12 protein-coding genes are annotated in these 12,519 nt (G+C 68.4%); 1 reads left to right on the forward strand and 11 read right to left on the reverse strand.

The window, feature by feature from the left end:
• Positions 1–4 precede the first annotated feature (4 nt).
• From ABE483_RS03640 to ABE483_RS03675, 8 genes are all read right to left on the reverse strand, one after another.
• Positions 5–2,074 (reverse strand): tetratricopeptide repeat protein, encoded by a 2,070-nt coding sequence (locus ABE483_RS03640; RefSeq protein ID WP_346481130.1) that lies wholly within the window; start codon positions 2,072–2,074, stop codon positions 5–7.
• A gap of 61 nt (positions 2,075–2,135) precedes the next feature.
• Positions 2,136–3,131: an alpha/beta fold hydrolase gene (locus ABE483_RS03645; protein ID WP_346481179.1), complete on the reverse strand. Its 996-nt coding sequence runs from the start codon at positions 3,129–3,131 to the stop codon at positions 2,136–2,138.
• Between the two features lie 56 nt (positions 3,132–3,187).
• Positions 3,188–3,979, reverse strand: a complete 792-nt coding sequence (locus ABE483_RS03650; RefSeq protein ID WP_313211214.1) for a lysophospholipid acyltransferase family protein — start codon at positions 3,977–3,979, stop codon at positions 3,188–3,190.
• A 181-nt stretch (positions 3,980–4,160) separates the two neighbouring features.
• A complete protein-coding gene (locus ABE483_RS03655) occupies positions 4,161–4,598 on the reverse strand; it encodes a hotdog fold thioesterase (protein ID WP_313211213.1) in 438 nt (145 codons plus the stop codon).
• Between the two features lie 25 nt (positions 4,599–4,623).
• Positions 4,624–6,657, reverse strand: coding sequence for a phospholipase D family protein (locus tag ABE483_RS03660; RefSeq protein WP_313211212.1), 2,034 nt, complete (start codon positions 6,655–6,657; stop codon positions 4,624–4,626).
• Positions 6,654–7,211 (reverse strand): YceI family protein, encoded by a 558-nt coding sequence (locus ABE483_RS03665; RefSeq protein ID WP_259462215.1) that lies wholly within the window; start codon positions 7,209–7,211, stop codon positions 6,654–6,656. The genes ABE483_RS03660 and ABE483_RS03665 overlap by 4 nt, the downstream gene beginning before the upstream one ends.
• 42 nt (positions 7,212–7,253) lie before the next feature.
• Positions 7,254–7,730, reverse strand: coding sequence for a histidine phosphatase family protein (locus ABE483_RS03670; RefSeq protein ID WP_121043976.1), 477 nt, complete (start codon positions 7,728–7,730; stop codon positions 7,254–7,256).
• A 13-nt stretch (positions 7,731–7,743) separates the two neighbouring features.
• Positions 7,744–8,376, reverse strand: a complete 633-nt coding sequence (locus ABE483_RS03675; protein WP_313211211.1) for a ParA family protein — start codon at positions 8,374–8,376, stop codon at positions 7,744–7,746.
• A gap of 132 nt (positions 8,377–8,508) precedes the next feature.
• On the opposite strand from ABE483_RS03675, the gene ABE483_RS03680 reads away from it, so the two are divergent.
• Positions 8,509–9,993, forward strand: coding sequence for an AAA family ATPase (locus ABE483_RS03680; protein WP_313211210.1), 1,485 nt, complete (start codon positions 8,509–8,511; stop codon positions 9,991–9,993).
• Positions 9,994–10,018: 25 nt separating this feature from the next.
• On the opposite strand, the gene ABE483_RS03685 is transcribed toward ABE483_RS03680, so the two are convergent.
• The 3 genes from ABE483_RS03685 to ABE483_RS03695 all read right to left on the reverse strand — a co-directional run bounded on the left by ABE483_RS03685 (position 10,019) and on the right by ABE483_RS03695 (position 12,389).
• The gene (locus tag ABE483_RS03685) at positions 10,019–10,951 is read right to left on the reverse strand and encodes an AEC family transporter (RefSeq protein ID WP_346481131.1); all 933 of its coding nucleotides are present in this window, start codon (positions 10,949–10,951) and stop codon (positions 10,019–10,021) included.
• 83 nt (positions 10,952–11,034) lie between these two features.
• Complete coding sequence (locus tag ABE483_RS03690; protein WP_346462744.1) at positions 11,035–11,673, reverse strand: tetratricopeptide repeat protein; 639 nt, start codon at positions 11,671–11,673, stop codon at positions 11,035–11,037.
• A 92-nt stretch (positions 11,674–11,765) separates the two neighbouring features.
• Positions 11,766–12,389 (reverse strand): DUF938 domain-containing protein, encoded by a 624-nt coding sequence (locus ABE483_RS03695; protein ID WP_313219845.1) that lies wholly within the window; start codon positions 12,387–12,389, stop codon positions 11,766–11,768.
• Between the last annotated feature and the right edge of the window lie 130 nt (positions 12,390–12,519).

Genomic DNA, 12,519 nt, shown 5'->3' on the forward strand with positions numbered 1-12,519 from the left:
CTCCTCATTCTTCCGGGTAGCCCAGGCGCACGGCGACCGAGGTCAGCAGCGCGAAGGCCGGGCCCATTTCATCGCGGTAATCGCGCCAGTGGCCCGGTGCCATGCGGGCCGGGCCAAGCGTGGGTGCGGGCGGGAAACGCATGCCGAACTGGGCGCCGAGGTACTCGGCCATCGCCTGCGGATCGTTGCCGATGTCGTCGATCTTCAACAGCGCGTGCGGGTACAGGCTCTGTTCGTGCAGGGTGGCGACCTGGGCCAGCGAACGCGCCAGCCATTCGGCCGCTTCGTGCACCGAGGTCACCGCGAGCGGCGCCGGGGCGCTGAAGGCGATCCACTCCAGCAGCATGTCGCGCGGATCGCGCAGCACGATCACCAGGCGTGCTTCCGGCAGCTGCGGGCGCAGCGCCCACAGCAGTGCGTTGTCCCACCACAGCAGCCAGTCGATCACCGCGCCTTCGGCGATGCCCCGGGCCGGCAACTGGCTGCGCCACTGCTCCACCAGCGCCTCGGGCGTGAGCTTGCCGGTCGAGAGCTCCTGCAGCGTGTGATAGCGCTGGAAGGGATCGTTGGGCGGCGTCGGCCCGAAGCGGTCACCGCGCATCACCGGGCTGGCGGCCGCCATCGCGGCGACCACCCGCTCCACCCCGGAGCCCGGCGCACCCCAGATGAACAGCGGGGCGATGGCATTGTCCTCAGCCACCGGCGCCAGCTCCGGCCAGCTCAGCGGGGCTTTGGCCTGCGGCGGCAACGGCAGGCGCTGGGGTGCCTCGGCCGCATGCAGGTCCACCCACGTCCGCAGCGCATCGTGGTACTGGCCGGCACGGTCCTGGACGGACCCCAGCCACGCGCGCAGCCCGGCCTTCGCTTCTTCAGGTGCGTTGTCATGCAGCGCCTGCACGCGCGCAATGGCGGCGGCCGGCTCGCGCGTGAGCAGGCCGTCGACCAGGCGCACTTCAGCAGACACCCGGCCCGGCTCCAGCGCGACGATGCGCTCGGCCACGGCCTCGGCCTGGTCGGCTTCGTTGTTCATGTCGTGCAGGCGCAGACGCGTTTCCAGTGCCGGCAGGTGCTCAGGCATGGCCTGCAGCCAGCGTTCGCCCACGGCCACCGCTTCCGGGCCACCCACGGGTTCCACGGTAAGGCGCGCCATCCACAGGTCATGCACCCCGGGATGATCGGCCAGGGTCGCATCCAGCGTTTCCCGGGCCTGCTGTTCACGCCCCAGGCGCTGCCAGGCCATCAGCAGCATCTGCAGCGTGTGGCGATCGGACGGCCACTGCGCCAGCACCGGCAACAGGTGCTCAAGCGCCAGCAACGGCTGACCGGCCTGCAGTTCGAGCTCCCCGGCCAGACGGCGCATGGCCGGGGTGTCGCCACCGGGCGCCGCCAGCACCTGGCGCATCATGTCCGACGCGCTTTCCAGGTTGCCTTGGCGCAGCGCAAGCTGGACCACCAGCCCCTGCAGGGCGGTGGTCGCCGGATTCAGGGCAAGCACACGGCGGAAGGCCTGTTCGGCGAAGGCCAACATGTCTTTGCCGAGGTAGGCGAAGCCGAGCGCATACAACACACGGGCGTCATCGGGCAGCGCCTGGCTGGCTGCCGAGAGCTGGGCCAGCGCGCGATCCACCTCGCCACGGCGCAGCGCGACCATGCCCGACAGCGCGGCCAGTTCCGGATGCTCGGCGTCCACGCGCAGCGCCAGGCGGGTCAGTCGATCGGCTTCATCCACGTCGTTGCGGGCCAGCGCCAGATGCGCCTGCATCACGTACGCGGACAGTTCGTTGGGATTGAGTTCGGCCGTGCGGTCCAGCGCCGAGCCGGCCGCATCGAACTGGCGCAGGGCCAGCAGCAGGCCCGCCTGCTGCAGATGCAGGTCGGCGTTGTCCGGCGCCAGCGTCAGCGCCTGCTGCAGGCTGGCCAGTGCGTCATCGAACTGGCCCTGCTGCTGCAGCGACAGCGACAGCCAGCGGTGCGCCTGCGGCTGCTCCGGCTCGGCCGTGGTCCATTCGCGCGCCAGCTGTACCGCGTCGTCGGCCGCATTGCGGCGCAGGGCTTGGAGAATCTGGTCTTGCATGACGGTCCGAACTCGAGGGCAAACCCCGATTGTAGCGGGGCCGGCCGGCCAGAACGCCCGATCAGGCGGGGGTATTGGCCTCGATCCGCAGCCGCTGGGCTACCCAGCGCTCGGAGAAGCCATCGCCGCGCCAGTTTTCCAGGAAGCCGCAATGGCCGCCCCACGGGGCAATCTCCAGGTGGGCATGGGCCGGCAGACGCCAGCCGTTGAAGGTGGCGAACGGGATCACCGGATCGTCCTGGGCCATCAGGATGTCGGCCGGCACCTGCAGCCCGGCCAGGCGATCACCCGCGATGGAGTAGCCATCGAAGTAGGCCTGCAGCGAACCGAACTCGGTGTGGTGCTCGACCAGCCAGGCGGTCAGCGCGCGGATGTCCAGCTTGAGCACGCGGTCGTCCCAGTCGCTCAGCTCGGGAAACAGATCGCGCTTGCGGCGCAGCGAGCCAGCCCATTTACGCCGGAAGTACCAGTCATACATTGCCGGGCCGTTCTCGATGCTCTCCATCGTGATCGCCGGGTCCAGCACCGGGCAGACCGAGGCCACGCGGCGCAGCAGCACGCCGGCCGAGGGCGCACGCAGGGCCAGGCGGAGCACGAAGTTGCCACCCAGCGAATAACCGGCCGCGACCAGGGGCAGCTCGGGCCAGCGTCGGGCGATGTCGCCGGCGGCCTGCACCACTTCATCGATGCGGTTGGAGTGGAAGATGCCGGGGTTGAGGTGGTGGGTGTTGCCGTGGTCGCGGAAGTTCAGCCGCACCACGTCGTAGCCCTCCTCCAGCAGCCGCGCGGCAGTCATGCGCATGTAGCTGGATTCGGCACTGCCTTCCCAGCCATGCAGCAGCAACGCCATGCCGATCGGCTGGCGCCCCTGGATATAGCTGTGCCACCCCTGCAGGCGGACGCCTTCGCCGCCATCGAGAATGAGTTCGTCGGTATGTGCGCCGGTGGCCGCCAGCAGCACCAGGCCGCGCTGCATGCGCATCCGGCTGGAACTGAGCATCGACTGCAGGTGCGGATTGCGCAGCCAACGCGGGGGGTGATAGTCGGCAGCGGTCAACATGGGCGCGAGCCTGCTCCCGGCCGCGACGCTGGCGTGTGAAGGATCACCACCGCCTACTCGGCGGACATGGCCGCCAGGATGCGCGCACGCGAGGTTTCTGCGATGCGGCGACGGCCTTCCAGATCGTGGGTATCAATGGGCGCGAGGAAGTGCACCTCGGCCCGCCGTGCCGGCTCTCCCAGCACACGCAGGAAGTTGGCGAAGAAGCTCTCTTTCGGGCCGAACGCGACAATTGTCTGCGCATCACCGCGCCAGCCATACCGCAACGCGACCGGCTGGATCGGGACCTGGGTCTCGACGGCGGCCTGGAAGATGCGCGCATGGAACGGGCCGACTTCATGGCCACCGCGGGTGCGCCCTTCGGGGAACACGCCGACCGCCTTGCCTTCGCGCAGGCGCACGACCATTTCCTGCATCACGCCGCCCAACGATTCGGTGCTGCCACGCTGGTGGAAAATGGTCTGCCCGCGCGCGGCCAGCCAACCGACCACCGGCCAGCCGGCGATCTCCTGCTTGGCCACGAAGCCCATCATCCGCTGGCTGTGCAGCATCGAGATATCGACCCAGCTGACATGGTTGGCCACGAACAGCACCGCGCCCGGCAGCGGCGTGCCGATCCGGTGCAGGCGGAAGCCGAAGATCCACATCAGGCCGGCCGACCAGGCGTTCACCGCCGCATGTTCGAACGTGCGCTCGCCCACACGCATACGCCCCCACGGCGGCAGCATGGCGATCAGCAGCATCGGCAGGAACAGCAACAGGTGGACCAGCAGCAGCGGTACGCGGTACAGGTAACGGCACACACGCGCCACGCCGCCACGTGAGGCCGGAGTGGGGGAATTCATCCGCGAACGATACCCGAGCGCCGCAGGCTCTGCCAGCGGAATCCGGACAAATCGATGGCGTGCGCAAGCCAGCCGCCGCAAGCCGTCAAGCCAACGGCCACCGGCGGCACAACGGCCGTGCCCACATGCGCCGGCGCACTGTCGCGGGCCACGCAACACAGCATCCGTGCCATGCGCGCGATCAGCCCGGGCGCACGGCGGGCACCACCGCCAGGGTCAACCGCGAGGTACAGACCAGCTTGCCGGCCTCGTCCTCGATGCGGATGTCCCACACCTGGGTGCTGCGCCCGACATGCACCGCACGCGCGGTGCCGGTCACCGTGCCGGCGCGCACGGCGCGGATGTGGTTGGCATTGATCTCCAGCCCGACGCAGACCTGCGCGGTGGTATCCACGCACAGGTTGCCGGCGCTGCTGCCGAGGGTTTCGGCCAGCACGACCGACGCCCCGCCGTGGAGGATGCCGTACGGCTGGCGGGTGCGTTCATCGACCGGCATGGTCGCGCTGATCCAGTCCTCGCCGGCGGCGGTGAACGCGATGCCCAGGTGCTCGATGAGCGTGTTGCGGCTGAGCGCGTTGAGCGCTTCGATGGACACCGCGTCGCGGAATACCTGGGACATGCAGCTTCTCCGTGGGGTTGCAGACTTACAGGATCGGGACCAGCCCGGCGCCGAAGGCGGTGAGCATGCGCACCAGCAGCCACTTCGGCCCGACATTCACTTCGGGAAAGTCACCGACGGCGACATAGCACGTGTGGAAGGCCGGGTCCTGCCGCTTGAGCGGATCCGGGCACGCGGGCCCGGGCTGGAATTCGTAATCGGTGGCGTAGCGCCACGGCCAGAAATCGAGCACCGGCAGCGCCTCGGAGGCCTTGCCGACGCTGTAGTTCAGGCCGGACAGCACCGGCGGCTTGGCACGCGGCGCGACCACCCAGGAGTTCTGCGGGTGGATGTCGCGCAGGATGCTCTGCGCCAGCGCCTCGGCGAACACCGGGTCATCGATGATCACCGCGCCTTCGGTGTTGTAGTTCTCGCTGCGCGGATCGAAGTTGTGCGTGCCGATCACGCCGATGCGGCGGTCAACCACCATCGACTTGGCATGCAGGCCCATGCGCGCGCCCTTGCGGGTGACCGGCAGCGGCTTGTTGACCGCCTTGGTGCCCAGGAACGAGGGCCGGGTTTCGGCACGCAGCACGCGGCGCTCGACTTCGCTGCCATCGGTACTGCGGCGGCGACCGCTGGCGCTGTTTCGATCGGCGCTCCCTCGGCGGGGGCCGCTGCTGGCACGGTTGTCGGCGCTGCCGCGCGCATTGCTGCCGGCCGCGCTGCCGCCGAGCAGGCTGCTGCGCTTGCCCTGCGACGGCGGCTCCTCGGTTCCCAGCGGTGCGGGCAGCAGATTGCGGTAATCCACCGGCGCATCCAGCGGGAACGGCTTGAACTCGTAGATGTTGAAGCCAAGCTCACGCAGGTTGCGGCGTTTGTACTTGTAGGACAGCGCGTAGACGATCGGGTTGTCGGTGGCGGCCAGGCTGTTGGTCGAGACCACCACGCGCGGCGCCTGCTCGCGCTTGCGCAGGGTGCGGAACAGCTGCTGCGCCGGCTTGGACAGGACCAGATACGGCGTCTGCAGCAACACCTCGGACTGCGCGCTGGCAATCAGCGCATCCAGCTGCGGTTCGGTCACGTGCTGGCCGTTGGCCGGCTGGCTGGCGCGTTCGCGGCGATGTTTGCGTGGCAGGTCCGCGACGTACTGCACCGAGGCTACCGGCAGAGCGGTGTCGACGAAGGTACGCCGCACGAAGTCCGGATCGTTGGCTTCTTCGCTGACCCGCTCGACCCGCTCCGGGCGCCGGAAGTCGGCCGGCGGCATGGCCGGTACGCCCTGGCGGAGCAGGGTTCGCCCCACATCGTTGAGGCGCTCGGCCGGCACGCTGCGCGGCGCGCGCCAGAAGGCATCGAAGTTGGCGGCCATCTCACGCACTTCCGGGCCGGCCACGATCACGTCGCGGTCGCGGAAATTGTATTCACTGTCCCAGTCGTAATAGTCGTCCTGGTAATTGCGCCCACCGACCACGCCCAACGCATCGTCGACCACCAGCAGCTTGTTGTGCATGCGCTGGTTGAAGCGGCGGAAGCAGCAGACCACGCTGGCGGCGTAGTCGAAGTAGTTCAGGCGTGCCTTGCCGAAGGTCGGGTTGTAGACCCGCAGCGAAAAATTGGCATGGCTACCGGACAGGGCGCCGAGAATCTCCAAGTCGGAGATCGCCGAGAGCTGGTCGATCAGCACGCGCACCTTGACCCCGCGGCGGGCGGCCGCCTGCAGTTCGTCCAGCACCAGCCGGGCGCTGTCGTCCTTGTCGAAGATGTAGGTCTGCAGGTCGATGCTGCGGGTGGCGCTGCGGATCAGGTTCAACCGTGCGACCAGCGAGATCTCGCCTTCGTCCAGGATGGTGGCGTAATGCCGCGGCTGCCCCGGGTGGGATTCGGCAAAGGCGCGGCCACCGAGCGCGCGCAGCGGTGAATCCAGCGCGCAGCGGTCCGGCTGGTCGCAGTCGACCACGGTCGAGCGCGCCTGCACGGCGATGCCGGCCGCGCGCTCGCGTTCGGCGTTGGACAGCGAGGCACAGCCGCTGCCCAGCAACAGCGTTGCCAGCACCAACAGACGCAGCAATGGATTCACGGTTTCGGCGCCTCGCTCAGACGCGCACGCAATACAAAGGTCACTCGATCACTCAGGGCAAGCTGCCAGCTGTCCATTCCATACCGGCCACGTTGGACGGTACCGCGGCTGACCACATCGCAATCATACCCGGCCCGGGCACAGGCCGGCGGCTCGACCCGCAGGGTCTCCGGGTGGCTGACCCCGCGCAGGATCAGCCGGCCCTGGATGCTGCCGCCCTTGTCCACCACCTCGGGCCAGTAGGGCAGCGAGTCGAACTCGACCACCGGGTAGCGGGCCGAGTCGAAGAACTCCTCGCCGCGCATCCAGCCGGTGTACCGGGGCTTGCCGGGGATTTCCACATAACGGGTGAACATCCGCAGGTGCACCTGGTGGCGACCGTCGGAGAGCACCTCGATGTTGCCTTCAAAGCGCGGGAACACGCCCTCGATGCGCTGTCCCAGCCGCGTCCGGATCTCAAACCCGAAGCGCGAACTGGCCGTATCGAAGGCCAGGGCATGGCTGGTCGGAGCCGGTACCGACGACGGCGGGGCGGCATGCACCGCCCCTGCCATCAACAGCAGCCCGGACCACGCCGCGCGGACTGCCCACACTGCTTACGGCCACCAGAAGGCGGTCAGGCTGGCCACGCCAGGCTCGATGGCGGCCTCACGGTCGAAGGCCAGTACCGCGATCCCACCCGGCGGCATGCCCCGGTAGTCGCTGCTGGTGCCCTCGCTCATCAGGGCCACCAGTTGTTCCAGGCCGGGGTTATGGCCCACCACCAGCAGGCGGTCCACATCGCGGCGTGCATCGATCAACCCCATCAGGGTGCCGGGGGTGGCCTCATAGACAGCATCCTCCAGCCGCTTCTCGACGAAGCCGGTGATGCCCAGGACGGCTTCCAGGGTTTCGCGGGTCCGCCGCGACGGCGAGCAGAGCACGCAGTCCGGCAGCAGATTGTTTTCCTTGAGCCAGCGGCCGGCGGCCTCGGCTTCGGCCAGACCGACCGGCGACAGCGGGCGGTCCAGATCGGCCTGGCCGGTGCTGGCGGTTTCAGCATGGGCGTGACGCAGCAGTATCAGTTCTCGCATGGGATCTCTCGTGTCAGGCTTTCTTCAGCCACTTCAACAGCGGCTCCCAGTCATTCTGGTGCTCGCGCACCTGGGCCGAGCGGTAGTCGAACAGACTCCGTCCGAGCCCGACCATCACCACATAGCTTTGGCTGTCGCGCAACTGCGCGACGACCTCATACGGCCAATCGGCCAACATCTGTATCGCCTGTTGCGAGGTCTGCGTCCAGGGTTTGGTGCGGTTGAGCACCAGCCCGACCGGCAACCGGCGGTTATGTACGCGGGGAACCTTGGACAGGCTATTGAGGAAGCCGACGATGGCTTCGATGTCCAGCGCGGAGGGCAGCACGGGGACCACCACCGCATCGGCAACGTCAAGGAAATGCGGAATATCGTCGGCCATCGCACCGGCCGGGGCATCGATGATGACCTCGTCGGTGCCCTCGGGAACCAGTCGTTCCCAGCTCTTTTTGCGGTACACGTCGATCGGCAGCACGGCGCTTTCCAGGACCGAGCGGCGTTGCGCCCAGCGGGTGCTGGAGCCCTGTGGATCGGCATCGGCCAGGACGGTACGTTTGCCTTCCAATGCCGAATGCGCCGCCAGGTGGGTGGCGACGGTGGTCTTGCCCACCCCGCCCTTGGAACCGGCCACCAGGATCGTCTTCATGCAAGCCTCGCTTCCGGGGAACGTTCCCGCAGCCTACACCGGCGCCTGTGACGGAGATAGTCGCAGCGCTGAACCAGAACCGACGGCCACGGCTTTGCTATCGTGGGTGGTTCCAATGGACTGACCGCCAGCATGAGCGAACTACAGGACCTGAGCGCGCTGATCCGCGCCAACACCCCGCTGATCATCATCGAGACCCAGGATGAGGGCCGGGTGGTGGAGCTGTTCCGCCAGACCCTGATGCATGTCTGGCGTGCCCTGCACCGCTGGTCGATCACCGAGGGCCTGCGCCGGATCGACATGGACCGCGAGGACGACCCGGTCGGCCCGCCCGATGCCAGTTCGGCCCTGCAGATGATCCGCCAGGCCGAGCAGCGCGGCATCTATCTGCTGCTCGATTTCCACCCCTACCTGGGCTATGCCAGCCACCAGCGCGCCCTGCGCGACCTGATCCAGCGGCGGCACTGCGAGGCCCATGTGCTGGTGCTGATCGGGGCCAAGGTCGAGCTGCCGGCCGAGCTGGAAGCGCTGGCCACCCGCTTCAATCCGCGCCTGCCCGACCTCAACGCGCTGCTGAAGATGCTGCGCGAGGAAGCTGAAACCTATGCGCGCGAGAACGGCGGGCGGCGCGTGGAGGTGGACAACGAGGCGGTCCAGAAGATCCTGCACAACCTGCGCGGACTGAGCCTGGTCGACGCGCGGCGGATCGCCCGGCAGCTGATCTTCGCCGACGGCGCACTCAGCCAGGACGACCTGCCACAGCTGGCCCGGCTCAAGTTCGAGCTGCTCAACCGGGCCGGCCACCTGCACTTCGAATACGACACCACCCGCTTTGCCGACGTGGCCGGCGCCAACCGGCTCAAGCGCTGGGTCAACCAGCGCCGGCCGGTGTTCCTCGGCGGCGCGGGCCCGGCCGGCCTGGACCCGCCCAAGGGCATGCTGCTGCTCGGTGTGCAGGGCTGCGGCAAATCGATGCTGGCCAAGGCAACCGCGGCCGGTTTCGGCGTGCCACTGCTGCGGTTGGACTTCGGCAGCCTGTACGACAAGTACCACGGCGAGACCGAGAAGAACCTGCGCGACGCACTCGCCTCGGCCGAGCAGCTGGCCCCGTGCGTGCTGTGGATCGATGAGATCGAGAAAGGCCTGGCCAGTGGCGGCGAAGACGGCGGCGTGTCGCGCCGCGTGCTCGGCCACCTGCTGACCTGGCTGGCCGAGCGCAAGAGCACGGTGTTCATCGTCGCCACCGCCAACCAGGTGCATGAACTGCCGGCCGAGCTGCTGCGCAAGGGCCGTTTCGACGAAATCTTCTTCGTCGATCTGCCCGATGCCAACACCCGGGTCGAGCTGCTGCGCCTGCACCTGGGCAAGCGCCAGCTCAATGCCGACGACTTCGCGCTGCCCGCGCTGGCGGCCGCGGCGGATGGCTTCTCCGGTGCGGAGATCGAACAGGCGGTGGTCTCGGGGCTGTACGCCGCGCATGCCGAATCACGCGTGCTGGATACCGAACTGTTGATGCAGGAGATCCGCGGCAGCCGGCCGTTGTCGGTGCTGATGGCCGAACAGGTCACCGCGCTGCGCGAGTGGGCACGCGGGCGCACCGTCAGCGCGGACGCGTAGCGCCGACCGTTGGTCGGCTGCCGCATCACGACGGCCCCTGAACACCGGCCCCGCGCTGCAACACCCACACCCACGCCGGCAGCGTCACCAGCGACAGCAGGATCCCGTAGCCGACCAGTGCAGCGGCCAGGCGCGGGGCCAGGCGATGGGACATTGCCAGCGCGGCGGCGGTGATCATGGTCGGCATCGCCGACTCCAGCACATTGGCCTGCAGCATCGTGCCGTGCAGGCCGAACGCCCAGGAGATCGGCAGCGCCAGTGCCGGCATCACCAGCAGCTTGAGCAGCAACCCGATGCCCAGGGGCTTGAGTTCATCCAGTGGCAGGCGCAGCTGGATGGAGAAACCGACCGCCAGCATCACCAGCGGCAGCATCGCATCGGCCAGCTGCTTCAGTCCGGTGCCGATCCAGCCCGGCGGCTGTTCAGGCATCAGGGTCAACGCGAACAGCAACGCCCACAGCGGCGGGAACTTCGCGATCCGCAGCAGGATCTGCGCGGCGGTAGGCGGGGTGTCGCCGCTGTAGCGCGCGATCACATACAGGCCGAACGTGGACAGCAGCACGAAGGTGCCGAACTGGTCGTAGACCACCGCATAGGGCAGGGCGTGATCACCGAGCAGCGCACGCACCATCGGGTAGCCGATGAAACTGGAATTGGACAGCGCCACGCAGATCAGCAGCACCGCATGCACGTCGCGGGCGAAGCCGAAGACGCGCGTGGCCAGGCTGACCCCGGCCAGCGTGCACAGCATCAACAACCACGGCGTGGCGACCAGCCCGATCAGGCTGATATCCAGATGCAGCCGCGGGACGTAGATCAGCACCGCCGACGGCAGGCAGACATACAGCACGATGCGGTTGAGCACATCGGCCGTGTTGTCGGGCAACGCGCGCAGACGCGAGAACGCCATGCCCAGGCCGAGCATGGTCAGGATGAGAGCGAATGCATCGAACGCCATCGCGACAGCCTAGCCGATCCGGCAGTGGCCGCCGCCCCGACCATGGTCGAAACGGAAGGGTACGGCGGCCTCACCCGCCCCGATCACGGCCAGGCGGGCGGCTTCTCTGCCCACGCCCGCTGTACCTCGGCCAGCGTGCTGCGTTCGCTGTCGCGCCAACCCGGCAACAGTTCGGCATAGCGGTCCGTTCCGTTCCACTGCTGTGGCTCGGTGCGCACGGCCGCGGCATACCACTGCACGGCTTCGGCCTTGCGGCCCAGCGTCCACAGGGCCAGCGCGAAGGTGGGCGGCACCCACCCGGGGTTCCCGCGCAGCGTGTTCTGGGCCGCTGTCCACTGGGCCAGTGCAGCGTCGGTCTCCCCGAGGCGGAACAGATCCCAGCCATAGTTCCACCGCACGGAACGGCCCACCACCGAACTGGCCGACGCGGTCGTGGCGGCCTGTTCGTAAAGACTGCGTCCCAGCTCAGGGCGGCCCTGCGCGATGGCTACGCCCGCCAGCTGCACGGTGGCCTCCAGCGTCTTGCGGCCGCGCTCGCGGTGTTTCATCAATTGGTCGACGAGATCCCCGCCCTCGCCCTGCACCACCACCATCGGGGCGGCGGCCACGTCATTGTCGAAGTAGAACTCCTGCACCGCCGGCAGCGATTGCGCCGACACATTGAACACACCAGCCCCCATGGCCAGCATCACGCCGGCCAGCCTCTGTCTTGCAACTGCCATGCAAACTCCCCCAGGTTGTCACAACAACCTCCCCTCCTGATCCTAACCGCAGCGCAGGCCCGGCACCAAGCGCGGCCGACCAACGGTCGGATCTACCCGGCGCGCCGCCACACCCGCAGGCGGTTGTTGGCCGGCATCGCCACGTCCTCGGCCAGCTGCAGGCCCACCCCGGCCGCCAGGGCATCCACCGCTTCGGCATCGCGGATGCCCGAGGCCGGGTCCCGCGCCTTCAGCCACGCATCGAACTGGCGATTGCTCTCGCTGCTGTAGGCACCGTGGGCGTTGAACGGACCGTAGACGCACAGCACGGCGTCCTCGGCCATCACGGCAGGCAACCCGGCGAACAACGCCTGCACGTGCGCCCAGCTCATGATGTGCAGGGTATTGGCAGTGAACACCGCATCGAACGCCAGCGGTGCGTCCGGCAGCGGCCCCAGCCCGGCCGCGGGCGACAGCTCCGCCTGCAGCGACCACGGCGCCGGCGTATTGGGCAGGCCGGCGGCCTGGAGCCGGGCGCCGATGCCGGGCAGGTGATCGGGATGATCGCTGGCCTGCCATTGCAGGTGGGGCAATGCCGCAGCGAAGTGTTCGGCATGCTGGCCGGTGCCGCTGCCGATCTCCAGCACCCGATGGCGGGCGGCGAGGTGGCGCTGCAGCACCGCCAGGATCGGTGCGCGGTTGCGGTCGCAGGCCTCGGACCAGCGTATCTGGCTCATCGGAATGTCACATCGGCAGGGAATCGATGTCCATCCAACCATGACCGCAGTCACTTGTGCCACTCCGCGATGCCACCGAAAGTCGAAGACTTGTCCAATGTCGGGGGCCTGCGTGCCGTCGGCCGTCCTT

This window comes from Stenotrophomonas sp. TWI602 (assembly GCF_039674045.1).
Taxonomy (GTDB): Bacteria; Pseudomonadota; Gammaproteobacteria; order Xanthomonadales; family Xanthomonadaceae; genus Stenotrophomonas.